Origin of the sequence: Janthinobacterium sp. TND4EL3, from assembly GCF_900156175.1 — a bacterium.
Lineage (GTDB): Bacteria > Pseudomonadota > Gammaproteobacteria > Burkholderiales > Burkholderiaceae_D > Janthinobacterium.
In genome coordinates this window covers 13,212-37,401 of the sequence record NZ_FTMV01000011.1, presented here as the reverse complement: position 1 = coordinate 37,401, position 24,190 = coordinate 13,212, and the positions used below count along the sequence as shown (strand labels likewise).

23 protein-coding genes are annotated in these 24,190 nt (G+C 62.0%); 11 read left to right on the top strand and 12 right to left on the bottom strand.

Features of this window, described 5'->3' with window-relative positions; genetic code table 11:
- Positions 1-72 precede the first annotated feature (72 nt).
- A complete protein-coding gene (locus tag BXA07_RS17270) occupies positions 73-894 on the bottom strand; it encodes a helix-turn-helix domain-containing protein (RefSeq protein ID WP_076569288.1) in 822 nt (273 codons plus the stop codon).
- Positions 895-961: 67 nt separating this feature from the next.
- Here BXA07_RS17270 and BXA07_RS17265 point away from each other — a divergent pair, with 67 nt between their 5' ends.
- Both BXA07_RS17265 and BXA07_RS17260 read left to right on the top strand, forming a co-directional pair.
- The gene (locus BXA07_RS17265; RefSeq protein ID WP_076569287.1) at positions 962-1,876 is read left to right on the top strand and encodes a DMT family transporter; all 915 of its coding nucleotides are present in this window, start codon (positions 962-964) and stop codon (positions 1,874-1,876) included.
- Between the two features lie 382 nt (positions 1,877-2,258).
- Positions 2,259-3,989 carry a methyl-accepting chemotaxis protein gene (locus tag BXA07_RS17260; protein WP_076569285.1) on the top strand — a complete coding sequence of 577 codons (1,731 nt, stop codon included), beginning with the start codon at positions 2,259-2,261 and terminating at the stop codon, positions 3,987-3,989.
- A gap of 1 nt (position 3,990) precedes the next feature.
- Here BXA07_RS17260 and BXA07_RS17255 read toward each other — a convergent pair whose 3' ends face one another.
- Positions 3,991-5,142 (bottom strand): AI-2E family transporter, encoded by a 1,152-nt coding sequence (locus BXA07_RS17255; protein ID WP_076569284.1) that lies wholly within the window; start codon positions 5,140-5,142, stop codon positions 3,991-3,993.
- A 161-nt stretch (positions 5,143-5,303) separates the two neighbouring features.
- The gene (locus BXA07_RS17250; RefSeq protein ID WP_076569282.1) at positions 5,304-6,296 is read right to left on the bottom strand and encodes a hypothetical protein; all 993 of its coding nucleotides are present in this window, start codon (positions 6,294-6,296) and stop codon (positions 5,304-5,306) included.
- A 123-nt stretch (positions 6,297-6,419) separates the two neighbouring features.
- Here BXA07_RS17250 and BXA07_RS17245 point away from each other — a divergent pair, with 123 nt between their 5' ends.
- On the top strand, positions 6,420-6,788 hold the full coding sequence (locus BXA07_RS17245) for a hypothetical protein (protein ID WP_076569281.1): 369 nt from the start codon (positions 6,420-6,422) through the stop codon (positions 6,786-6,788).
- Here BXA07_RS17245 and BXA07_RS17240 read toward each other — a convergent pair.
- The 5 genes from BXA07_RS17240 to dnaA all read right to left on the bottom strand — a co-directional run bounded on the left by BXA07_RS17240 (position 6,767) and on the right by dnaA (position 14,380).
- Positions 6,767-7,828, bottom strand: coding sequence for a GGDEF domain-containing protein (locus BXA07_RS17240; RefSeq protein WP_076569542.1), 1,062 nt, complete (start codon positions 7,826-7,828; stop codon positions 6,767-6,769). The genes BXA07_RS17245 and BXA07_RS17240 overlap by 22 nt on opposite strands.
- Positions 7,829-8,023: 195 nt before the next feature.
- Positions 8,024-8,956: a bifunctional helix-turn-helix transcriptional regulator/GNAT family N-acetyltransferase gene (locus BXA07_RS17235; protein ID WP_076569279.1), complete on the bottom strand. Its 933-nt coding sequence runs from the start codon at positions 8,954-8,956 to the stop codon at positions 8,024-8,026.
- Between the two features lie 144 nt (positions 8,957-9,100).
- Entirely contained in the window at positions 9,101-11,599 is a 2,499-nt protein-coding gene (gene gyrB, locus BXA07_RS17230; RefSeq protein ID WP_076569278.1) for a DNA topoisomerase (ATP-hydrolyzing) subunit B, read from the bottom strand.
- An 80-nt stretch (positions 11,600-11,679) separates the two neighbouring features.
- Positions 11,680-12,786: a DNA polymerase III subunit beta gene (gene dnaN, locus BXA07_RS17225; RefSeq protein ID WP_034754341.1), complete on the bottom strand. Its 1,107-nt coding sequence runs from the start codon at positions 12,784-12,786 to the stop codon at positions 11,680-11,682.
- A gap of 199 nt (positions 12,787-12,985) precedes the next feature.
- A complete protein-coding gene (dnaA, locus tag BXA07_RS17220) occupies positions 12,986-14,380 on the bottom strand; it encodes a chromosomal replication initiator protein DnaA (RefSeq protein ID WP_076569276.1) in 1,395 nt (464 codons plus the stop codon).
- 624 nt (positions 14,381-15,004) lie between these two features.
- Between dnaA and rpmH the strand changes: the two genes are divergently transcribed.
- The 7 genes from rpmH (at position 15,005) to BXA07_RS17185 (ending at position 19,767) form a co-directional block, all read left to right on the top strand.
- Positions 15,005-15,139 carry a 50S ribosomal protein L34 gene (rpmH, locus tag BXA07_RS17215; protein WP_010401996.1) on the top strand — a complete coding sequence of 45 codons (135 nt, stop codon included), beginning with the start codon at positions 15,005-15,007 and terminating at the stop codon, positions 15,137-15,139.
- A 23-nt stretch (positions 15,140-15,162) separates the two neighbouring features.
- On the top strand, positions 15,163-15,600 hold the full coding sequence (gene rnpA / locus BXA07_RS17210; protein ID WP_071650299.1) for a ribonuclease P protein component: 438 nt from the start codon (positions 15,163-15,165) through the stop codon (positions 15,598-15,600).
- Positions 15,597-15,857: a membrane protein insertion efficiency factor YidD gene (gene yidD, locus BXA07_RS17205; RefSeq protein ID WP_076569275.1), complete on the top strand. Its 261-nt coding sequence runs from the start codon at positions 15,597-15,599 to the stop codon at positions 15,855-15,857. Before rnpA ends, yidD begins: the two co-directional genes overlap by 4 nt.
- 11 nt (positions 15,858-15,868) lie before the next feature.
- Positions 15,869-17,596 carry a membrane protein insertase YidC gene (gene yidC / locus BXA07_RS17200; protein WP_076569273.1) on the top strand — a complete coding sequence of 576 codons (1,728 nt, stop codon included), beginning with the start codon at positions 15,869-15,871 and terminating at the stop codon, positions 17,594-17,596.
- Between the two features lie 185 nt (positions 17,597-17,781).
- On the top strand, positions 17,782-19,161 hold the full coding sequence (gene mnmE / locus BXA07_RS17195) for a tRNA uridine-5-carboxymethylaminomethyl(34) synthesis GTPase MnmE (protein WP_076569272.1): 1,380 nt from the start codon (positions 17,782-17,784) through the stop codon (positions 19,159-19,161).
- A gap of 10 nt (positions 19,162-19,171) precedes the next feature.
- The gene (locus BXA07_RS17190) at positions 19,172-19,477 is read left to right on the top strand and encodes a hypothetical protein (RefSeq protein ID WP_083708366.1); all 306 of its coding nucleotides are present in this window, start codon (positions 19,172-19,174) and stop codon (positions 19,475-19,477) included.
- 92 nt (positions 19,478-19,569) lie between these two features.
- Complete coding sequence (locus BXA07_RS17185) at positions 19,570-19,767, top strand: hypothetical protein (RefSeq protein ID WP_076569269.1); 198 nt, start codon at positions 19,570-19,572, stop codon at positions 19,765-19,767.
- An 18-nt stretch (positions 19,768-19,785) separates the two neighbouring features.
- On the opposite strand, the gene BXA07_RS17180 is transcribed toward BXA07_RS17185, so the two are convergent.
- Together BXA07_RS17180 and BXA07_RS17175 are read right to left on the bottom strand one after the other, a co-directional pair.
- Entirely contained in the window at positions 19,786-20,421 is a 636-nt protein-coding gene (locus BXA07_RS17180; RefSeq protein WP_076569267.1) for an Hpt domain-containing protein, read from the bottom strand.
- 108 nt (positions 20,422-20,529) lie between these two features.
- The gene (locus BXA07_RS17175; RefSeq protein ID WP_244556317.1) at positions 20,530-21,480 is read right to left on the bottom strand and encodes a CAP domain-containing protein; all 951 of its coding nucleotides are present in this window, start codon (positions 21,478-21,480) and stop codon (positions 20,530-20,532) included.
- Positions 21,481-21,736: 256 nt separating this feature from the next.
- Here BXA07_RS17175 and pssA point away from each other — a divergent pair, with 256 nt between their 5' ends.
- Positions 21,737-22,477 (top strand): CDP-diacylglycerol--serine O-phosphatidyltransferase, encoded by a 741-nt coding sequence (gene pssA / locus BXA07_RS17170; RefSeq protein ID WP_244556327.1) that lies wholly within the window; start codon positions 21,737-21,739, stop codon positions 22,475-22,477.
- A gap of 3 nt (positions 22,478-22,480) precedes the next feature.
- Here the strand turns inward: pssA and BXA07_RS17165 are convergent, their stop codons facing one another.
- Together BXA07_RS17165 and BXA07_RS17160 are read right to left on the bottom strand one after the other, a co-directional pair.
- The gene (locus BXA07_RS17165) at positions 22,481-23,407 is read right to left on the bottom strand and encodes an aldo/keto reductase (protein WP_076569265.1); all 927 of its coding nucleotides are present in this window, start codon (positions 23,405-23,407) and stop codon (positions 22,481-22,483) included.
- A 56-nt stretch (positions 23,408-23,463) separates the two neighbouring features.
- A complete protein-coding gene (locus tag BXA07_RS17160; RefSeq protein WP_076569264.1) occupies positions 23,464-24,027 on the bottom strand; it encodes a TetR/AcrR family transcriptional regulator in 564 nt (187 codons plus the stop codon).
- Between the last annotated feature and the right edge of the window lie 163 nt (positions 24,028-24,190).

Genomic DNA, 24,190 nt, shown 5'->3' with positions numbered 1-24,190 from the left:
GCGATAAGGCTTGCGATGATAACAAGAGCGGCGACTCTCGCCCATGATTATTGATGCATAGCAGCATTTTTTTTACGCGGCGATGACTTTTGCCTGGTAAAACGCCGTCGGCGTCGTGCCGAAATGTTTTTTGAACATGGCGCTAAACGCGCTCTGGCTCGTGTAGCCATTGTCCATGGCCACGTCGATGACCTTGCCGCCGCGCGCCAGCTGCTCCAGCGCCCGCAGCAGGCGCGCCTGCTGGCGCCACTGGCCGAAGCGCATGCCCGTCTGCTTCTGGAACAAGCGGTGCAGGCTGCGCTCGGTAATCGCCAGTTCCCGCGCCCAGTGCGCCACCGTCAGCTGTTCGCCCGGCTGTTCCATCAGGCGCGCACAGATGCCGCGCAGGCGCGCATCCACGGGTAACGGCAGGTACAGGGGCAGCACGGGCAGGCTGCTCAGTTCGTGCAACAGCAATTGCAGCAGATGCCAGTCGCGGCTGCCTTCCGCGAAATCGGGCGCGATGTCGACGGCCGCCACGATCAACTGCCGCAGCAGGGGGCTGATGTCGAGCACGCAGCTGTGGCCAGGCAGCAATGGAGAATTGGCGCAGTTGACGAACACCGTGCGCATCTTGACGGCGCCGCTCATGCGCACCTGGTGCGCGATGCCGGGCTGCAGCCACACGCCGCGCGTGGGCGGCACCACCCAGCGCCCGCCCTGCGCCTCGATGGTCATGACGCCCTCGATGGCGTACAGCAATTGCGCATGCGTGTGGCGGTGCACGGAAATCACGTGGCCATGCGCATAGTCGACGGCCAGCGCCATGGCGCGTGCCGTGACGGGCAGCAATTCCTGAAAGGCGGGCGAGGTGCAATCCATCAATATGGTCAGTTTTGCGACAGGTAGGGACATTTTAGCGCGAGAAGGCGCGTTGTGCCTGCGGCATGATGGTTCCCCGCAACTATTCCTGGAGCTATACATGCCTGTGCGCGCCTATCTGTATCCGTTTCTCGCCATGCTGCTGTGGGCCGGCAACGTCGTCGTCTCGAAGCTGGCCGCGTCCAGCATCGCCCCCACGGCCATCACGTTTTATCGGCTGGTGCTGGTCTTGCTGGTGATGACGCCGTTTATCGCCCGCCCCCTGTGGCGCAACCGCCATGCGCTGCGCCGCCAGTGGTGGCAGCTGGCCCTGTGCGGCCTGATGTCGATGGCGCTGTTCCAGAGCCTGTCCTACCGCGCCGCCGAATCGACGACGGCGACGAACATGGCCATCGTCACGGCGCTGGCGCCCTTGATGACGGCCCTGCTCAGCGTGCTGCTGCTGGGCGAGCGCCTGACGGTGGGCATGGCGGCCGGCGGCGTGCTGTCGTTCGGCGGCTTGCTGTACCTGGTGGGGCGCGGCGACGTGCTGGCCTTGCTGCAGCAGGGCGTGCATGCGGGCGATGCGCTGATGCTGCTGGCCTGCCTGAGCTTTGCCTTGTACGGCGTGCTGCTGCGCCGCTGGCGTTTATCCATTCCCGCCTGGCAAGCCATTTATTGCCAGGCGCTGGCGGCCCTGGCCTGCATGCTGCCGTTTTTCCTGCTGCTGCCGCCCGGCAGCGCCAGGCTCGATGCCACCACCTTGCCCCTGATCGGCTATGCGGGCATCGGCTCGTCCATCGTGCTGTCCTACCTGTGGATCGAAGGCGTGAAATTGCTGGGGCCGAACCGCTGCAGCATCTACGTCAACCTGCTGCCGCTGCTGACGGCCTTGCTGGCCATCATCTGGCTGCATGAAAGCATGCATCTCTATCACCTGGTCGGCGGCGGCATCTCGCTGCTGGGCGTGCTGCTGGCGCAGACGGTGCAGCGGCCGCTATTTGGCCGGCGTGCTGGGGTGTCCGGTCTTGCCTGAATGGCCATGCATCGGCGCAACCATGTATTAACTAGTTGACTAGCATAAATGGCATTCCCACGCGACCGCGCACGTCAGCGGAATGCCAGTTCTGCGCAAAAAACATCATCCGCTTGTTACAAAGTGTGAAAATTCCTGTTGGATGTTGCTACTGGTAATCTTTCCCTGTATCTTCCAGCCAGGAAATTAAAAATACAGGAAACCTCAACCCTGTTGCCCTGTATTTCACTCCTGACGATATGCGCGGGCCGCCTTCCCCCCTGCCGCCGCACACGCCGTATCGACCTGCCCTGAACAATTCACGTGATCCGCCCATCTGGCGTTTGCCGCTACCCCACCCGGCAGGCGGTGGCACGGTCGCGCCCTTACCAAGGAAAACTGCATGCTGTCGAATATAACAATAAAAATGCGCCTGATCGCCACCATGAGCGTGCTGGGCGTGCTGATCGCCTTGCTGGGCGTCATGAGTATCATCAGCCTGAAATCGGCCAACAACAACCTCAACGAGGTCTACAGCAACCAGCTGGCGTCGACGCAGGCGATCGGCGAATCGCAAATCGCCCTGGGCCGTGCCCGCTTCACGATGGACCGCGTGATGGTGCACCCCGAAGCGGCCGACGCCAAGGATACGCTGGCCCGCGCCGAGCAATTCCTGGAAACGTCCAACAAGGCCTGGAAGGTGTACCTGGCCCTGCCGCAAAGCGCGGAAGAAAAAGGCCTGTCCGACGATATGGACAAGAAGCGCAACGACTATATCAACAATGGCATGCTGGCCATGAGCAAGGCTTTGCGCGAAAACAATATCGAGCAGGCGGACAAGCTGATGATGAAGGGGCTGTCCGCGCTCTACCGTACCCTGGACCAGGCGGCAGAAACCCTGACGCAATACCAGGTCAGCTCGGCTGCCAGGATGTATGCGGAGAGCCAGTCCAACTATCACACCCAGGTGGCCATGGCCATCGCCGGCATGGTGGCAGGCGCCTTGCTGACGATTATTTCCAGCTTCCTGCTGCTGCGCGCCATCTTCGGTCCGCTGGACCAGGCCTTGCGCCATTTCGGCGCCATTTCCGACGGCAACCTGGCCAATGACATCATCATCACGCGCCAGGACGAGATGGGCGCCCTGCTGGGCGGCCTGAAACAGATGCAGGAACGCCTGTCGAACACCGTGCGTGGCGTGCGCGACGGCAGCGGCGCCATCGCCACGGCCAGCAATGAAATCGCCTCGGGCAACCTGGATTTGTCGAGCCGCACGGAACAGCAAGCGTCGAGCCTGGAAGAAACGGCCTCGTCGCTGGAAGAGCTGACCTCGACCGTCAAGCAGAATTCCGACAATGCGCGCCAGGCCAACCAGCTGGCCGTTTCCGCCTCGGACGTGGCGGTCAAAGGCGGCGCCCTGGTGGCGCAAGTGGTCGATACCATGGGTTCCATCAGCGAATCGTCGAAAAAGATCGCCGACATCATCGGCGTGATCGATGGCATCGCCTTCCAGACGAATATCCTGGCCCTGAATGCGGCCGTGGAAGCGGCACGCGCCGGTGAACAGGGGCGCGGCTTTGCCGTCGTCGCCACGGAAGTGCGCAACCTGGCGCACCGCTCGGCTTCCGCCGCCAAGGACATCAAGATGCTGATCGAAGCGTCGGTGCGGAACGTGGGCGCAGGCAGCGAACTGGTCAGCCAGACGGGTACGACGATGGACGAAATCGTCTCCAGCATCCGCCGCGTGACGGATATCATGGGCGAAATCAGCGCTGCCGGCCGCGAGCAGGAACTGGGCATCGGCCAGATCAACCAGGCCGTGGCGGAAATGGATACCGTGACGCAACAGAATGCGGCGCTGGTGGAAGAAGCGGCCGCCGCGTCGGAATCGATGCAGGAACAGGCGGCGGCGCTGGCCGAGATGGTCAGCATCTTTAAACTCGACGCCGCCCACAGCGGCCCGGCAGCGGCCAAGCCCGCCTTGCGCAAGCCTGTCGTGGCCGCCGCCAGCACGGCCTTGAAACGCCCGGCCCTGCACCTGGCGCCAAGCCGTACTGCCTCGGCCACCACCCCGAGCCAGCCGCGCACTGCCAAGCCGATGGCTGACAGCAGCGGCGAATGGGAAGAGTTCTAAGCTAGCGAGCTTCCAGGGCCACCTTGCTGCCCTGTTCCTGCAATAGCGCCGCCTCGGCCAGGGCCTGGGCGCGCGCTTCCTCTGCCGCCTGTTCGGCTTTCTCCAGTGCATCGTGGCGCGCCTGCAAGGCCGCCCGCGCGCGCACGAAGACGATCTTGATGGCCGCCATCACGGGGACGGACAGGAAGATGCCGACCACGCCGCCCAGCTGGTCACCGGCCAGCAATCCGACGATCACCATCAGCGGGCTCACTTCCACCCCCTCGCTCATCAAATACGGATTGACCACGTAATCCTGGAACAGACGGTAGGCGGCGATGAAGCCGATCAGCCAGAATACGTGCTCGAAGCCGCTGAAACCGGCCACGACCACGGCGATGACGGCGGCCGCCAGCGGGCCGGCAAACGGGATGAATTCCAGCAAGGCGGCGGCGCCGGCCAGCAGCAGGCTGTACGGCACGCCCATCAGGGAAAACGCGATGCTGTAAGAGATGAAGGTGGCGATCGACAGCAGCAGCAGGGCGCGCACATAGCGCGACAGCAGGATGTCGAGGTCGTCGATGATGGCGCCCCAGAGTTTCTTGTTCGGGCGGTTCAGCAGGGACAGCAAGCCGTCGCGCATGTCCGGGCCTTCCTTGATCAGCAAAAAGCTCAGCACGGGCACCAGTACCAGATAGATCAGGTTGCTGGCCGCATGCATGACGGTCAGGCCCAGTTCCTTCGCCAGCGGCATGGCTTGTCCCGTACCGCTGCTCAGCTGCGTCTGCAAGAACGACAGCAGGCGCGCGCGCAAGGGTTCCATGAACTCCGGCAATGGGATGCGTTCGGCAAAATTGTTGCCCTTGAGCAGGGTCGGCAACTGATCGCTGAGCTTGATCGCCTCTTCCTCGATGCGCGCCCCGAAGATGGAGCTCAGCACCGCCACCAGCAAGATCACCACGAGGAAGACGATGCCGATATTGGCCGTGCGCGGCAGGCGCTTCGGGCCATGGCGCTCCAGCAGCCCGATCAGCGGATACACGAGGTAGCTGAAGAACACGGCAAACACCACCACGATCAGGGTCGACGAGACCTTATAGGTGAGAAAGAGCAGGAAGACGATCAGGAAAGCCGTCCACACCATCTTGGCAACGCGCAAGTTAAAACCGAACATATGACTCCTTAGGGCAGGATGCTACGCAAGCGTGGCTGGCTTGAAGGGCGGGGTGGGCAAGGCAGGGACCGGGCAGCGCCGCACGACCGGAAATCATACCGCAAAATGCCAAAATGCCATGTTCTTATGCGTAATGGCAATGCTTTCCCTGTTCGCCTTCCTTATTTTGTGCGCCAGCTGGCTACGGTGATGAGCACGCTATCTTTCGTGCCCGGCTCGCGCAGGGTCACCGTGTAGCGGCCGCTCGCGTCGTTGCCGGTGAACACGACCTTGTCGTCATGGCCCTGCACTTGCGCGCCCTTGGCCAGCCTGGCGTAGGTATTGAGCACCCAGTGGAAATCGGCATGGCTGCGCAGGGAGACGGAAGTGTCGGGCAGGGGCGCGTCGCCGGCCTCGGCCGTTTCCGTGGGCATGCCGGCCGTGCCGGCCGCTGCGATGAGCTTGCCGCCGCTGGTGCTGCCCGTCAGTTCCGCGGCCGGCAGCAGCAGGTGCAGCAAGCTGGGGGGAAAGCCGGGCGGCAGGTTGCGCGGTTCCCAGCCGGGCTGGCCCGGACGCGTGGTGATGTATTCCACCACAGCAATGCTTTGCCGCTGTTCCGGCGCCGCCTGCGCCAGCATGGGCGGCAGTTGCCGCGCCCACACGAGCAGCGGCGCGGCCATCTCGTCCTCCGTGCCCGGCGGTAAGAACACCGTCAGTACGGCGTGCGTGGACGGCAGGCAGGCGGGCACGGCATCGCCAATGTCGTGTTGGCAATGGCCGTTGACGAGGGCCAGCGCCAACAGCTTGCGTTGCGGGTCGAACAGCATGGCGGCGCGCTGCGCACCGTGCGTGCCGGGGTTGATGGAGGCCAGCACGGAACGCCCGTCGGGCAGCATGGTGCGCCGGATGTGCTCCAGCGAACGCATGCTGTCGAGTACCTGGAGCGCAATCAGGGTATCGCCCTGCGTATAGTCGCCACGCGCATAGCCGAGCAGCCTGAAGACGTCGGCGCGGATTTGCGGATGCTCGTTCAGGCTGAGCGGCGGCGACGGCACGGCCACGGGCACGGTGGCGGCCACGAAGGCGGCGTCTTCGGCCGCTTGCGCCAGCGCAAACGGTGACGTGCCCAGGGCCGCGCACAGCGACAGCAGGGGGAAAATGCGGCGTAGGTTCAATGGCAATCCTGGTCGAGACGCCATGCCGGTCCGGGCGCCGGCATGCGCGCGGGGCGATCTTAGCATTTCAGGAATGAAATGCTTTCTGCTAAGCTCGTCTATTGAATCACTGTCCCGCTTGCCATGGCCAAGATCACCATTTCCTGCAGTATTCCCGTTGACGATGAGGTCGTGACCGAGTTCCTGCACAAGTACGTGCTCCAGTCGCGTGTCGGCGCGGCCAGGAAATTGCGCATGGGAGAGAAGGGCTGCTTCTATACCTGTTCTTTGTACCAGGAAGACCACGCCAAGGTGAGCCGTTTGATCCGCCGCATGCTGGCCTTCTTTGACAGCAAGGCCATTCCCCTGACCATACTCAAGATCGGCGCGCAGGACCGCTGGTGCGAGGTGGACCCCGAGCAGCGCGAGCCGTGGAAGATTGCGCCGCAAGCCCTGCTGGCGCTGCTCGATGCGGCGCCGGACGCCGGCGTTCAGGCGGCGTTGAGCACGTAGCGGTTCTTGCCGCTTTTCTTGGCCTGGTACAAGGATTCGTCGGCGCGCCGGTAGCTGTGCGACAGGTCCGCTTCCTTGATCAGTTCCGCCACGCCGATGCTGACGGATACCTTGCGTTCCGGCACGAACGCCGCCTCGACGGCATCGACCAGTTGCGCGGCAAAGGCGCAGGCCGCGTTCTTTTCACCCACGTAGATGACGGCGAACTCTTCGCCGCCCAGCCTGCCGCACAGGTGCTCGCCCGACAGCCCGGCTATCACCTCGGCCGTCTTTTTCAGCACTTCATCGCCCACGTCATGGCCATGCAGGTCGTTGATCTGCTTGAAGTCGTCGATGTCGATCATCAGGAAATAGGCGGGCGTGCGCGCCGTGCGCTGCAGCGCGCGCGCGCCTTGCGTGAACATGCGGCGGTTGTTGAGCCCCGTCAAGCCATCCTTGTAGGCCATCGTCGCCAGCTCGCGCTGGGCGCGGTAGTTGTGGATGCGCAAGACGAGAAAATAGATGTTCAGCGCCAGACAGATGATCACGCTGATGGTGACGGCCAGCACGGGCCAATGCTGGTCGGCCTGGCCCGCATGCACGGGAAACTGTCCCAGCCCCAGGATGGCCCACACGCCCAGCGACACGCCCAGGTAATACGCGATGCCGCTGAAGATGGGCGCCGTCGTCAGGGTGATCATCACGCCCAGCGGCAATACCCAAAAAGCGGGGTCTTCCGTACCAAGCATCAGCACGCGAAAGCTGAAAGCGATGAACAGCACGCTGATGGTGCCGCTGGCGATAATCGCCTGCAGCGACCTCGCATACACGGTCAGCAGCAGCCCGGCCAGCATGCCCGCCACGCCCAGCGCCGCCTGCGCATGATCGAGCGAGGCGCGCGCTAGAGTCAGGCTGAACGTGACCAGCCAGCAAGCCAGGCCAAATGTCAGGATGGCTATCGAAATGAAACGCAGTTCCGTGAAAAAGCGCTGCTGCTGCTCCCGTTCTCCTGAAAAGAACAGGTAATAGAAGGCAGGCGACAGGCTGCGCGAAGTGAACATTGCATTCGTCCCGGCGGACAACAGGCCTTGCGGCAGGGACGCCTCCCGGCAACGGCAGGCGGCATGGCGCGCGTACAAAACTAGTTGCGCTCAGGAACTAGTGTACTGGTTTCTTGGGGGCAGTGGGGAGATGGGCGGGGAAAACGGCGGCCAGTGTCCTGTCGCCGCCACAGTGCCATGCGGCGGCACGGGGCGTTACAGCTCGCGCGCCAGTACCTGGCCGATCAAGTCCTTGCCAAAGCTGTGATGCGCCTCTTCCTCGACCAGCTGGAAGCCGGCCCTGTCGTAGATGCGCCGGGCACCGGTGAGGATGCTGTTGGTCCACAACACCATTTTCGTGTAGCCGGCCTGGCGGCTGAAGCGCAGGCACTCGTCGACGAGGCGGCTGCCGATGCCCAGGCCGCGCGCGCAGGGATCGACGTACAGCAGGCGCAGCTTGGCCGTCGTATCGTCCTGTCGGACGATGAAGACGGAACCGATTACCGTGCCGTCCTTCTCGGCGATCCAGCAGCGCTCGCGGGCCGGGTCGAATTCCCGTACGAATTTGGCGAGGATGTCGGCTACGAGTGCCTCGTATTCGCTGTTCCAGCCATATTCCTGCGCATACAGCACGGCTTGCCGGTGGATGATCCAGCCCATGTCGCCCGGCTGCGGATTGCGCAGGATATAGCTGGGCGATGCGCTGGGCGATGGCTCCCCCAGCACGCCCTGGATTTGCTCCATGGCAGCGACCAGCTCTTGCTGTGCCGCGGGCGGCAAGCGTTCCAGCATGGCCGCCACTTCGCGCCGCGACGCGTCGACCAAGGGGGCGAGGGTGCGCCGTCCCTGCTCGGTCAGCTGCAATTGCGCCGCGCGCGCATCCGTGGGCGAACGCGTCTTGGCGATCAATCCCTGTTTTTCAAACCCGGCAATGACACGGCTCAGGTAGCCCGCGTTCAAGCCCAGTTCGCGGCACAGATCCGCACTGGTCAGTTGTTCCCGGTGCGCCAATTCATACAGGATGCGCACCTCCGTCAGAGAGAATGCGCTGTCCAGCAGGTGTTCATGCAGTACGCCAATCTGGCGCGTATAGAAACGATTAAAACGGCGCACGATGTCCGTGCGCTCGCCGAGTTGATCCGTATGCATCTGACGCCTCCCATATACTTGCTTATGGCAGATTATTGCTTGCTTTTGGCAAGTATGTCAACGCGGCTTTGCATTTTTGCGGGCATAAAAAAAAGCGGCCCCCGGGAGGGCCGCCTTGGCTGCAACGCAAACCGGCAAGCTGGCTTACACGTCGATATTGCCCGCGCGCAGCGCGTTATTTTCAATAAACGCGCGGCGCGGCTCCACGTCGTCGCCCATCAGCGTCGTGAAGATTTGATCTGCCGCAATGGCGTCTTCGATCTGCACTTTCAACAGGCGGCGCACGGTCGGATCCATCGTCGTTTCCCACAATTGATCCGGGTTCATTTCGCCCAGACCCTTGTAGCGCTGTTTCGAGACGGTGCGCTCGGCTTCGTCGCGCAGCCATTGCATGGCCTGGTGGAAGTCGACGACGGCGATTTCCTTGACGCGCTCGCCTTCGCCGCGGCGCACGAACGCGCCTTCGCCGATCAGGCCTTCGAAGGTGGCGGCACCGTTGCTCAGCACGGCGTAGTCCGGACCTTGCACGAAGTCGGCGTCGATGGCGCTGACCTTGACGTTGCCGTGGTGCATGCGCTCGATGCGCAGCATGTGTTTTTCCGACAAGTCATCGGAGCGCACGTGTACTTGCACGGCCGTATCGTTGATGGCCGTCTGCAGGGCCAGCGCGGATTTTTCCGCCTGTTCCAGGGTCGACAGGTCCAGCTGCGTGCCCGTCATGATGGCCGTCAGGGCGGCGCGGTCGATGACGCGGGTCAAACGCGTCATGATGGTGTTCGACAGGTTGAACTTGCGCACCAGCTCGGCCAGGGTCTCGCCGGAAATGCCTTCCGCGCCTTCGCGCGGCACCAGCACGGCCGTGTTCAGGGCCACCGTCATCATGTAGCTCGCTTCTTCGGCGTCATCTTTCAGATAGCGCTCGTCGCGGCCAGCCTTGACCTTGTACAGCGGCGGCTGCGCGATGTAGATGTGGCCGCGTTCGACCAGTTGCGGCATCTGGCGGTAGAACAGGGTCAGCAGCAGGGTGCGGATGTGGGCGCCGTCGACGTCCGCATCGGTCATGATGATGATGCGGTGGTAGCGCAGTTTCTCGACGTTGAATTCGTCCGGTCCGATCGAGGTGCCCAGGGTGGCGATCAGGGTGGTGATCTGCTCGGACGACAGCATTTTCTCGAAACGGGCTTTTTCCACGTTCAGGACTTTACCGCGCAGCGGCAGGATCGCCTGGAACTTGCGGTCGCGCCCCTGTTTTGCCGAGCCACCTGCCGAGTCACCCTCGACGATGTACAGTTCGCACAGGGCGGGGTCTTTTTCCTGGCAGTCGGCCAGCTTGGCCGACAGGCCCAGGCCGTCCATGATGCCTTTGCGGCGCGTCAGGTCGCGGGCCTTGCGGGCCGCTTCGCGGGCGCGCGCCGCTTCGACGATCTTGCCGCAAATGATCTTGGCGTCGTTTGGTTTTTCTTGCAGGTAATCTGCCAGGGTCTTGGCGACGATCTCCTCGACGGGGCCGCGCACTTCCGACGACACCAGCTTGTCCTTCGTCTGCGACGAGAATTTCGGCTCCGGCACTTTCACGGACAGCACGCAGGTCAGGCCTTCGCGCATGTCGTCGCCGTTGATTTCCACTTTCGCCTTCTTGGCGAATTCCTGCTCATCGATGTACTTGTTGATCACGCGCGTCATGGCCGCGCGCAAGCCCGTCAGGTGGGTGCCGCCGTCGCGTTGCGGGATGTTATTCGTAAAGCACAGCACCTGTTCATTGTAGGCATCGTTCCACTGCATCGACACGTCGACCGTGATGTTCGTGCCCTGGTCCGACAGGCGCTCGCCCGTGGCCTGAAAAATGGTCGGGTGCAAGACCGACTTGGCCTTGTTGATGTATTCGACGAAGCCGCGCGTGCCGCCTTCGAAGGCGAACACTTCTTCCTTGCCCGTGCGCTGGTCCGACAGCTTGATGTTGACGCCGTTGTTCAGGAAGGACAGTTCGCGGATGCGCTTGGCCAGGATTTCGTAGTGGAATTCCACGTGCGTGAAAATCTCTTCGTCGGCCCAGAAGTGCACTTCCGTGCCGCGCTTGTCCGTCTCGCCGATGACCTTGATCGGCGACGTCGCGACGTCGCCGGCCATGACGATCTGGCGGTCCTGCGGCACGCCGCGCACGAATTCCATGTAATGGACCTTGCCGTCGCGGCGGATGGTCAGTTTCAGCAATTTCGACAAACCATTGACGCAGGACACACCCACGCCGTGCAAACCGCCCGATACTTTATACGAGTTCTGGTCGAACTTGCCGCCCGCGTGCAGCTCGGTCATGACGATTTCCGCCGCCGAACGCTTCGGATCGTGCTTGTCGTCCATTTTCAGGCCGGTTGGCACGCCGCGGCCATTGTCGGTGATCGAGATCGAATTGTCGCTGTGGATGGTGACGTGGATTTCCGTGCAATGGCCGGCCAGCGACTCATCGATGGAGTTGTCCAGCACTTCGAATACCAGATGGTGCAGGCCGGTGCCGTCCGAGGTGTCGCCAATGTACATGCCCGGGCGTTTGCGCACGGCTTCCAGGCCTTCCAGGATCTGGATGGAGGAGGCGCCGTATTCTTCCGTTTTGGCCTGGATCGGGGTGTCTTGTGGATTCTCGGACATGGACTGCTTTCTCAAATAACGATTGCTGATTGCGGGGCAGGGCCTTGTAGGCCTGGCCCCAGTTTTGCATTGGGTTACGCTTAAATGCGCATCGGCATGACAACGTACTTGAAGTCCGCATTGTCAGGGATGGAGATGAGTGCGGACGAGTTCGAGTCGCCCAGCGCGATATTGACGTATTCGCATTTCAGGTTGTTCAGCACGTCCAGCAGGTAGGTCACGTTGAAGCCGATGTCGACGGAGTCGCCGCCGTAGTCGATTTCCAGCTCTTCGACGGCTTCTTCCTGGTCCGCATTGGTCGAGCTGATCTTCATGCTGCCCGGGGTGATGATGCAGCGCACGCCCTTGAACTTGTCGCTGGTCATGATGGCGGCACGTTGCAGCGAGCGCAGCAGTTCATCGCGGCCGATGGTGAAGTCGTTCTTGTAGCCTTTAGGAATCACGCGCGTGTAGTCGGGGAACTTGCCTTCCACCAGCTTCGAGATCAGCTCGATGTCGGCAAAGGTCAGTTTCACCTGGTTGGCGGCGATGTCCAGCTGCACCGGCTCGTCGTTTTCTTCCAGCAGGCGCTGCAGTTCGATGATGGTCTTGCGCGGGATAATCACTTCCTGGCGCGCGAACGTCTGCTCGGTGGCCACCTGGCAAAACGCCAGGCGGTGGCCGTCGGTGGCCACGGCGATCACATTATTGCCATCCAGAACCAGCAGCAAGCCGTTCAGGTAATAGCGGATGTCTTGCTGCGCCATCGAGAAATGCACCATGTTGAACAGGTGCTTCAGGGTTTTCTGCGGCAGGGTGACGGAGGCGTTGTAGCTTTCCGCCTGTTGCACGGTTGGAAACTCTTCCGCCGCCAGGGTTTGCAGGGCGAAGCGCGACTTGCCCGTTTGCACGGTCAGGCGCTTGTTGAGCAGGGTCATCGTGACGTCGCCCGACTCGGGCAGGGCGCGCAAAATGTCCAGCAGCTTGCGCGCGGCCACGGTGGTGCCCGTGACGTCCGCGCCGGAGCCGATTTCCGCGTGCGTGGTGATCTGCACTTCGGTGTCGGTCGACAGGAAGGAGACATTTTCACCGTCTTTGCGGATGAGGATATTGGCCAGAATCGGCATAGTGTGCCGACGCTCGACAATACCGCTCACGATCTGCAGTGGCCGGAGAAGGGTATCTCGGGTGGTTTTGACCAATTGCATATTTATCCTCAATGTATAAGTTGAACAGTACGACGTTTAACGTATTAATTTAACAATTCTTGCCATAGGGAGCCCCGACAGACCGGCTGCGGCGCCCTCCCAGATAATAAGGGTAAAGCACGTTTTGAGCCAGCCTTGCCCAGTCGTGCTTGCAACCCCTGACCAAAGCGCGACGCGCAGCAGGTTTGGTCAGGTGTACTTAACCCTTCAAGGTTTGTTCCAGTACATGCAATTCATGGTTGCATTCCGGGTTCTTGGTGCGGTCCAGCGCGATCTTGCGCACGGCATGCAGCACCGTGGTGTGGTCGCGGCCGCCGAACAGCTCGCCGATTTCCGGCAGGCTCTTCTGCGTCAATTCCTTGGCCAGGTACATGGCGATCTGCCGTGGCCGGGCGATATTCGCGGGGCGGCGCTTCGAATACATGTCGGCCACCTTGATATTGAAGAAGTCCGCCACCGTTTTCTGGATGTTTTCCACGGAAATCTGGCGGTTCTGCACCGACAGCAAGTCCTTCAGGGCTTCCTTGACGATATCGATCGTGATGTCTTTGCCATGGAAACGCGAGTAGGCCAGAATTTTGCGCAGCGCGCCTTCGAGCTCACGCACGTTCGAGCGCAAGTGCTTGGCAACAAAGAAGGCCACGTCGTCGGAGAAGGTCACGCCTTCCTGCTTGGCTTTTTTCAACAGAATCGCCACGCGCATTTCCAGTTCCGGCGGTTCGATGGCCACCGTCAGGCCCGAGTCGAAGCGCGAGATCAGGCGGTCGTCCATGCCCGTGATTTCCTTCGGATACGTATCCGAAGTGATGATGATTTGTTTCTTAGCAGCAATTAATGCCTCGAACGCATAGAAAAACTCTTCCTGCGTGCGGCTCTTGCCGCCAAAGAACTGGATATCATCGATCAGCAGCATGTCGAGCGAGTGATAGTAGTGCTTGAAATCGTCGAAACCCTTGCGCTGGTAAGCGGTCACTACGTCGCGGACGTACTGTTCCGCGTGGATGTAGCGGATCTTCGCGCCCGGATTGTCGGCCATCACCTGGTTGCCGATGGCGTGGATCAAGTGGGTTTTACCGAGGCCGACGCCGCCGTAGAAGAACAGCGGGTTATACGACACGCCCGGGTTGTTTGCCACCTGGATGGCGGCGGCGCGCGCCAGCTGGTTGGCTTTACCCGTAACAAAACTGTCGAAGGTCAGGTCGGTGTTGATGCGGCTCTGCTCGCGGCGCGGCGCCGCGCCGATGCTCAGTTCCGGCACGCTCGGCTGCGGCTCCGCCGGGCGCGCGCTGGGCGCGCCGCCATTCGGGTCGCTGGCCGGGGTGCTGGCGGCAACGGGCTTCTTCGGCAGGGCCAGGCGCGGGTCGAGCACGAACTGCACTTCCGTGGGCGCTTCGAAGTATTGTATGGCCAGGGCCGTGATGCGGCTGGCGAACTGGGTCTTGACCCAATCGAGCTTGAAGCGATTGGGCGCAGCAATGCGCAGCTTGCCCTCCTCGTAATCGAGAGGGATAAGCGGTTTGATCCACGCACTGAATTGTTGCGGTGTCAGCTCCAGTTCCAACTGCGCGGAACAGGCCTGCCAGAAATTATCCATGTATGTCTATGTGAAAAGGTGTGGGAGGGCGTATCGATTCTGCCCTGCGGTCACCGTGTTGCAAGGCCGGCGTCGCGCGAGGGCTCGCCACACGTAACGCGCTATTCTACTCCCGACTGCCAAAGTTATCCACAGGCACGGCTGTTATTTTTCTGTGGCGGGGTGGGGCGCCGTGTGCATAAGAGTGGACTTATCCCCCGGTTATCCCGTCACAGGCAGTGCTGGTGCGGGCTTGGCGGCAGGTGGGGCGCGGCGCGGAAATTTCCTGGCGATCACGGCAATCCTTGACAAGAGGGGGGCATATGCTGAATAATTCAGGGTTCCCCGCCCGTATTCCGTGTTTATTCATTTGGAACGACAATATGGACTAAGCGTGGATTAACGACGCAGTACCAAATCGTAGCGAGCGGTGATGAGTTGTGGCTGAGGCGCGCAACTGTGCGAAGGCACAGTGAGCACCGGAGGCCGCAAATCGCTCCGCGTAGTCGATTTGGTGCGCGTTCCAGCGGGCGATGAGATTGGCCAGCTTGTGCCTTGGCATAAGTGCGCGATTGTCATTGGCACCAAAAACTGACGGGACGTCAGACCCGATTTTGCATTTTTTTTGTTTTTAGCGAGACCAACATGAAACGTACTTACCAACCTTCCGTCGTTCGCCGCAAGCGTACGCACGGCTTCCGCGCTCGTATGGCTACCCGTGGTGGCCGTGATGTGCTCAACGCACGTCGCGCAAAAGGCCGCAAACGTCTGGCCGTCTAGGCTTGTCGTTGACAGCTGATCGCGTGGCTAGCTGTACTCCAGTCGGCAATCAACGCGAAGGTTCACACGACTTCGCGCGCTTTCGGCGTATCGTTAAAACGGATGAATTTTCATCCGTTTTTCGTTTGCGCCCTTCGCAAAAAACAGCGCATTTTGTGCTGTACACCCGACATAATCAATTGCCGCATGCGCGGCTGGGCGTCGTTGTGGCCAAGCGTTTCGCGCCGCGCGCGGCGACCCGCAACACGATCAAGCGCGTCACGCGCGAGCTGTTTCGCAACAGCGCGATGCCGCCGGTCGACTGCGTGGTGCGTTTGTCGCGCGCCGTCAACAGCAAGGATGGCCCGGCCACCACGAGCAAGCTCAAAGCCGAGCTGCGTGAAGAATTGAGCCGCCTGTTCGCGGCGCAAATCGCCGCCCAGGCCCGTTCTGTTGCTGCGCCACCACCATCCGCGCCATGAAAACCCTGCTGCTGTTCCTGCTGCGCGCTTATCAGTTGCTGATCAGCCCCATGCTGGGACAGAATTGCCGTTTCTATCCGAGCTGTTCGCATTACGCGATGGAAGCGCTGCGCGTGCACGGTACGGCCAAGGGCAGCCTGCTGGCTGCCAAGCGCCTGTGCCGTTGCCACCCCTGGAATGACGGGGGCGTCGACCCGGTGCCGCCGGCCGATGGCAAACAATCTTCAACGACCGCTTGCGGTTGCAACCACTCCTGACAAATACCCTAATGGATATCAATAAACGTACCATCCTGTGGATCGTGTTTTCCGTCTCGCTGGTAATTCTCTGGAACGAATGGATGATCTCGAACGGCAAGCCGTCGATGTTCTCCGCGAACACGGAACAAACCGCCAAGGCGCCTGTCACCCCGGCCAAAACGGCCGCCCTGGCTGCTGCCGGCGCGACCGCCGTGCCTGGCGAAGCGACCGATCCCGCCGCGTTCAAGCGCGAAGTGATTACCATCACCACCGACGTCATCAAGGTCGACATCGACACCCTGGGCGGCCAGGTCAAGCGTCTGGAATTGCTGAAATTCAAGGGCGCGGGCAATCCGGGCTGGTTCGGCGGCTGCTTCGGCCTGTTCAAATGGTGCCAGCCTGACGAAGGCAAGCAAAACGAAGTGCTGTTCGACGTGGGCAGCAACCACACCTACCTGGCGCAGTCGGGCCTGGTCGGCGGTCCTTTCCCCACGCATAACACGGGCTTCACCGTACAGCCTGGCGTACGCACCTTGGCCGACGGCAAGCAGATCCAGCTGGTCATGGAAGCGGTCGAAGGCGGCGTCAAGCTGACCAAGACATTTACGTTCAAGCGCGGCGACTACGTCATCGACGTGCGCCACGACGTGGCCAACGTGGGCGCCGCGCCCGTCACGCCGCAGCTGTACCTGCAACTGACGCATGACGGCAACAAGCCGGTCGGCGACTCCTTCTTCAACAGCAGCTTCACCGGCCCTACCCTGTACACGCCGCAGGACAAGTACCAGAAGCTGACGTTCGAGAAGATCGAAAAAGCGGCCGTGGAAGACGAGAAGAAGGGCAACGACAACGCCATGAAGGGCCTGCATCCGCAATCGGCGAATGGCGGCTGGTTTGCGATTTCGCAACACTTCTTCGTGTCGGCCTTCGTTCCGCCAGATAACGTCAAGCGCGACATCTTCACGAAAAAGCTCGACACCAACCTGTATGCCATCGGCAACGTGCTGCCGCTGCCTACCCTGGCGCCCGGCGCCTCGGCCAGCATGGACAGCAAGCTGTACTCGGGCCCGCAAATCGCCCACCTGCTCGAAGCCGTTTCGCCTGGCCTGGAACTGGTCAAGGATTACGGCTGGCTGACCATCATCGCCAAGCCGATGTTCTGGGTCATGGAGCAGATCCACAGCGTGCTCGGTAACTGGGGCTGGACCATCATCGCCTTCACGATCCTGATCAAGCTGCTGTTCTTCCCGCTGTCGGCCGCCGGCTACCGCAGCATGGCCAAGATGAAACTGGTCACGCCGAAGATGCAGGCCATCCGCGAACGCTTCAAAGGCGATCCGCAAAAGATGAACCAGGCCACGATGGAGCTGTACAAGACGGAAAAGATCAATCCGCTGGGCGGCTGCCTGCCGATCTTGATCCAGATGCCCGTGTTTATCGCCCTGTACTGGGTGCTGAACGCGTCCGTGGAAATCCGCGGCGCGCCATGGATCGGCTGGATCACCGACCTGGCCCAGCATGACCCATGGTGCATCCTGCCCGTGCTGTACGCGATCTCGATGTTCATCACGACCAAGCTGAACCCGGCCCCGGCCGATCCGATGCAAGCGAAGATGATGCTGTTCATGCCGTTGGCATTCTCGGTGATGTTCTTCTTCTTCCCGTCGGGCTTGGTACTCTACTGGGTCGTCAACAACGTCCTGTCGATCGGCCAGCAATGGGTGATCACCAAGAAATACGCGCCAGCCGTCAAGTAAGCCCGGCCAGCGACCAGAAAGCCCGCCTCGCGCGGGCTTTTTTTTGACATCGGGTCCACTGGGCCCGCGGTCAAAAAGAGTGGGTTTTGCCGGCTTTCCACTGAACGCCCCCTGCACGTGCACCGGTTTGTCGCTGACAATAGCGCGCCCCCTGCAGCCTTTCCCGAATACACTACAATTACGCCATGAAACTCGATTCTTCCCCTATCGCCGCCATCGCCACCGCACCGGGACGCGGCGGCATCGGCGTGGTACGCGCCTCCGGCAAAAACCTCGCTCCTTTGATGACGGCCCTGTTCGGCGCGCAAACGCTGAAACCGCGCCACGCCACCTATCTGCCGTTTACGGAAGCCGATGGCAGCATCATCGACCAGGGCATCGCCATCCACTTCAAGGGGCCGCATTCCTACACGGGCGAAGACGTGCTGGAATTGCAGGGCCACGGTGGTCCTGTCGTGCTGCAACTGCTTCTGGCGCGCGTGCTCGAAGCGGGCAAGGACGGCGGCCTGCGCCTGGCCGAGCCGGGCGAATTCACGCGCCGTGCTTTCCTCAATGACAAGCTTGATCTGGCGCAAGCCGAAGCCGTGGCCGACCTGATCGACGCCTCGACGGAAGCGGCCGCCAAGTCCGCCTCGCAATCGCTGTCGGGCGCGTTCTCGAACACCATCCACGCGCTGGTGGAGCAGGTGACGGGGTTGAGGATGCTGGTCGAGGCAACTTTGGACTTTCCGGAAGAAGAAATCGACTTCCTGGAAAAATCGAATGCGCGCGGTCAATTAAAGGCCGTCATCGTAGCGTTAAATAAGGTGTTTGCCCAGGCGGCGCAGGGCGCGCTGCTGCGCGAAGGTTTGAATGTCGTGCTGGCGGGCCAGCCGAACGTGGGCAAGTCGTCGCTGCTCAATGCGCTGGCGGGCGCCGATGTGGCCATTGTGACGCCGATCGCCGGCACCACGCGCGACAAGGTCAGCGAAACCATCCAGATCGAGGGCATTCCGCTCAACATCATCGATACGGCCGGCATCCGCAGCGCGGGCGACACCATCGACGCCGTCGAGCGCATCGGCATCGAGCGCACCTGGGGCGAAATCGGCAAGGCGGACGTGATCCTGCACCTGCTTGACGCCGACCATGGCCCCACCTTGGCCGATGAAACCATCGTCGCCGCCTTCCCCGAAGGCGTGCCCGTGGTGCGCGTATGGAACAAGATTGACTTGTCGGGCCACAAGCCCGGTGTCGACAGCATGCCGGACGCCACCCATGTATACCTGTCTGCCCATGAGCACATCGGCATCGACCTGCTGCGCGCCGAGTTGCTGCGCATCGCCGGCTGGCAGCAGACGGGCGAATCGCTGTACCTGGCGCGCGAACGCCATTTGATCGCGCTCAAGTCGGCCGGCAAGCACTTGAATATCGCCGCCGAGCACGCGGCGCAGGACGACCAGTCGCTGGACCTGTTCGCCGAAGAGCTGCGCCTGGCGCAGGTGCAGCTGTCGAGCATCACGGGAGAATTCTCGCCTGACGATCTGCTGGGCGTGATTTTCAGCCGTTTCTGCATCGGCAAATAAGGACTGTCTGATGCAGCTGCTGTTTGCCGTCGTGTTCGCTTGCCTGCCCCTGCTGGCTGGCGCCCAGGAAAAACTGCCGAAAGACGTGGCGCGGTTCGCCGAAAATGCCCAGATGTGCGAGCATTTCGCCGGCGAGTGGGATGACAATGACAAGGCGCGCCAGCGCGAGATCACGCAAGCCATCGAACAATCGTGCGGGCAGGCGCAACGGCAGTGGAAGCGGCTCTCCGCCAAGTATGCGGGGCAGCCGAAGTTGCAAAAAATTATAGACGAACAGGCCAATGACGCCGTGCGCAGCTACCGAAAGTCAAGCTAGCATCTGCCCCGTTGAGAAATGTCATGGAGTCAAAACTGCGCTGACGTAATCTTGCTGAGCGGCCTTGAAGTGCCGCTAGGAAAGGAAGCGCCATGGACAGCGAACAGCCGGTAGTCGTGGAATGCAGGGCAGAGGTGGCGGCGCCATTGCCTTCCCTGCCGCAATTGATCGCAGTGCTGCCGCCGAAAGGCGCGTGTTGGTACTGTGACAAGCCGCTCGACGCCGTGCGCCGTTTCTGTTGCAAGAGTTGTTGCGTCGCGTATGCGGAGGAGGCGCAGTACAACAGCTGAGTGGCAGCGGACTGTGCGCTAGCGGCGCCGCAGCAACGCCGCCAGGGCGCCGTCGAAGTCGAACTCGTGCGCGGCGGCCGCCACTTCCTGGTAGACGTTGACGCCGAGACTCGCTGCCAGCAGGCTGGCCGAGTTCTCCAGGATGTCGATGGCCGCGCCATCGCCTTCGCGCAGATGGCTGGCCAGGCGCGCCAGCAGCAGCTGGATGGCGGGCGCGGCCGGGTCGGGCGCCACGTCCTGGGCCGCCGTATGGCTGGCTTCCGGCGTGCCCAGCATGGAGCTGATGGCTCGCAGTAATTGATCTTGCGCAAGCTCCAGCTGCAGCATTTGCCGTGCCAGGTCCGGCGCCTGCGCGCGCAGGGCCGCCTCCAGGGTTGCCGACATGCCGTGCACCTGGCGCGCGCCTATCATGCCGGCCGCACCTTTCAGGGTATGGGCTTTCAGACGGGCGCAAGCGTAATTGCCGGCGTCGAATTCGCTGCGGATCTGGCACGGGGTGGTGCCGTGGTCGTGCAGGAAGCGGCGCAGGATTTTCAGGTACAGCAGACGGTCGCCCATGATGCGCCCCAGTCCGTTCTCGACGTCGAGAACGCGGACCGTGTCGGAAGCCGCGACGGCGGCCTCATCATCGCAAGTGGCGTGTGGTTTCATCATGCCCGGTGTGCAGAGCGCCCCAAAACTTGTCAATGGCGGTAAATCAGGAAGTACTATTTTACATCCAGTCGTACTCGGCACTGCGTCCGTTTGGCGCCAGCCTGGCGCCTAGCGTGTCGTAAAGGACCAGTTGCGCGTCAGGTTCGCGCCATTGACTTTGCCGATGAAACTCACGTCATAGGTGGTGGCTGCATTCAGGGGGGCCAGCGGGATGATGGCGGCGGCCGAAACAGGCGTATGCGCATCGCTGTCGCTCCTGAGCAGGCGCACCGACAGGTCCGTGGCGCTGCCCCGCTGGCGCACGCTGAACGTCGCCACGTTGAGCACGGCGCCATAGTTGGCGTGCACGCTGATCGGGTAGCCGACCACGTCCTGGTTCGGCACGGGATCGGGGGATTCGTTATCGCTGGAAAAGCTGACGGCGACCTTCTGCTGGCCGCTGAACGGATAGGCGACGATCTGTCCCGCCGGCAGCCCGGGGCCATAGCTGCTGTTGCCGGCCAGGTCAGTGGTGAAATACGCATAGCCGCTGTTATTGACGGCCGCGCCCGCGCCGCCTTCCTTGAACAGCGGCTCGAAAATGACGAAACGGTGGTAGATGGCCGTGATCAATTCCTCGGCCAGGTAGAAGCCCGAGGTATTCGCCGCGCCGGCGATGACCTCGCCCTGCAGCGTGGTGACGACATAGCCCGCCTTGGCCAGGCGGTCGCCCAAGTTGACGCCAGTAAAGCCGGGCTTGCCCAGGACTTGCTCGTGCGCCACTGTATTGTTGAGATTCAGATAGTTGGAATGGCCGAGTGCCGCGTTGTCGATCAGGCTGTTGCGCGCCAGCGATGCCAGGCCCGTCTGGCCGCGCCGGTAATTGAACCAGTTGAAGCCATCGGTGGCGATATTGTTGCTGAGCGCGGGCGCGCCCGGTTCCTGGGTCAGCTGTCCCGCCGGCGTCGAGGTGCTCAGCGACGAATTGTCGCCGCCACTGCCGCCGCCGCAGGCGCTCAGCAGTGCTACGGCCAGCAGGGCGGGGAGGCTGTGTTTCCAACGCGATAACGAGGCTATCAAGCGAACTCCTGTCTGGTGAATGGGGCGTCATGCCGCCCTGTAAAACGATTCTAAGGCATTTTTATATGCCGTAGAGCATCCATGAAAAGATATGTCGCGCGCCCGTGCGCAGACGGCGCCGCTGCCGCGCAGGGTAGAATGGGCGTAATGCACCGTTTGCTCTTGCGCTGTTTTATTCCCGCTACCTTGATTGCCCATAAATTTGAACACATTGCCCAAGTCGCGCCTGCAGCGCGCCAAATACGCCTTGCCCAGCATGGTGACTTTGCTGTCGATAGCCTGCGGTTTTGCCAGCATCGTCATTTCCGTCGATAACGCCGGTGTCGGCGACCCGGCCGACTACCGGCTGGCCGCCGCGCTGCTGGTGCTGGCCGGCGTCTTCGACGCCCTCGACGGCTACGTGGCCCGGCTGACGAACACCAGCTCGCAGTTCGGCGTGCAGCTCGATTCCATCGCCGACGTGATGAATTTCGGCTGCGCCCCCGCAGTCTTGTTGTATTGCTACGGTTTCGTGCAGATGGGCGTGCACGATCCGCTGCTGCTGCGCTTGGGCGGCATGGCCAGCTTCTTCTTTGTCGCCTGCGGCGCCATGCGCCTGGCGCGTTTCAACGTGAACGTGGGGCATACCGACCCCATGTATTTCGTCGGCATGCCGATCACGGCCGGCGCCGCCTGCGTGGCGGCCGTGGTGGTGGCCTGGCCGGCGCCCATCGATGCAACCGTGCACAGCTATCTGATCATGCTGCTGCTCGTCGGCGTGGGCAGCCTGATGGTGTCGACCTTGCGTTTCCCCAGCTCCAAGCAAAAGAAAAGCCTGGCCGCGCTGCTGGTGCTGATCGTGGCCGTCGCCCTGCTGGTGTGGCTGAAGACGAGTTTCTTTGCGCTTTTCTTCGCCGTCTACATCGCCGCCACCCTGGCCCTGAACTTGGCGTGGCACCTGGGCTGGCGCGGTATTGCGCTACCTCAAGTGTTCAATGACCCGGACGAGATTGATTAAACGTTAAGCCACCTCGTGCCCGCGCGCGGCGCGCAGGATGGCAAACCAGTCGCTGCGGCTGAGCGTGAACTGCGTGCCTTCCACGGCCACGCCCACGGCTTCGATGCGGCCCGTGCCCGTCAGCGGCAGGGGCCGGCAAGGCAGTTGCATGATCCAGGCGAACACCACGCTGGCAAACGGGCGCTGCAGCTGGTCGGCGATCTGCTTGATGACATTGCGCAAGTTCTCCACATTCGCGTCGCCGCTCTGGAACAGGCGTCCGCCCGACAGCGGCGACCAGATCATCGGCGCCACCCCCACGTCCTGCAAGCCGTCGAAGGTTTCGTCGAACAGGGGCGCCACGTGCAGCGGCGAAAACTCCACCTGGTTCGTCACCAGCGGGAAGCGCCGCTGCAGGCACTCGAACTGGTGGCGGCTGAAGTTCGACACGCCAAAGTGCAGCACCTTGCCCGCTTGCTTGAGCTGGGTAAACGCGCCGGCGATCTCGTCGAAATCCATCAGCGGGTCGGGACGGTGGATCAGCAGCAAGTCCAGGCGGTCCGTCTGCAACTGGCGCAAGCTGTGTTCCACGGAACTGGTGATGTGCGCCGCGCTCGTGTCGTAATGCTGGATGGCGTGGCCGGGACGGTGCGGCGACAGCAGCTTGATGCCGCACTTGCTGACCAGCTCCATCTTGTCGCGCAAGCCCGGCTGCAGGGCCAGCGCTTCGCCGAACAGGCCTTCGGCGCTGTAATCGCCGTAGATGTCGGCATGGTCGAAACTCGATACGCCCAGCGCCAGGCATTGCTCGATGAAGGCCAGGCGTTGCTGCGCCGACATATTCCACTCGCCGATGCGCCACATGCCGGCGACGATGCGCGACAGTTCGGGACCGTTGCCGCTTAAACGGCTGCGCGGCGCTTGCAGGCTGGCGGGAAGTACATGGCTCATGGGCTGGCTTTCTGGTGGTGGCGGTGGAGGTTGCTCCACGATTATAGCCAGCTACGCTACAGCATGCTGCGGATGAAGCGGCAGCACCGCTCCTGCAAGGCATCGTCGAGCTGGCCGCCCAGCTGCATCTGGTACACCAGCGCCGATTGCAGCATGAAGGCGAACAGGCGCAGGTCGAGGTCGGCGCGCACGCCGATGTTGACCAGGCGCTGCACCACGAGGGTGATCCACGGCGCGACGATCTGCTCGCGAAAGCGCAGCTGCGCCGCCGCATCATTGTGGATCAGCACCAGCAGGTCGCAGGTGAAGCGGCCATCGGCGTTCAGGTTGTCGAAGATGCGCGCGCAGATCGCCTCGATTTCCTGGCCGTCCGGCATGTCGAGCGCGCGCTGCAGCTTTTCCGCCGTGCGCTTGACGAGCGCATCGAGCAGCATGTCTTCGCGCCGCGGCCAGCGCCGGTAAATCGTCTGGCGACCCACGCCGGCGACGTCGGCCACCATCTGTATCGTCACCGCCTCCAGTCCATGTTGCCGGACCAGCATGACGATCGCTTCCAATACCGCATCTTCCACGCCCGCCTTGCGCGGGCGGCCACGCACTGCTGCCTCTTTTTTGATCATGTCCAGCCTGTCTCTGAAGGTTTTTTTTAATTATGGTACGATGCGCACCGTAAATGCAAAGCTACTGCTTGTCAATCACGTTGGTCAATTAACCGACAGCTTGTCGGGCCGCGCCGTGATACCCCAGTCATCTCTACGTGAAATCTGCCATCTCAGCGGCGTG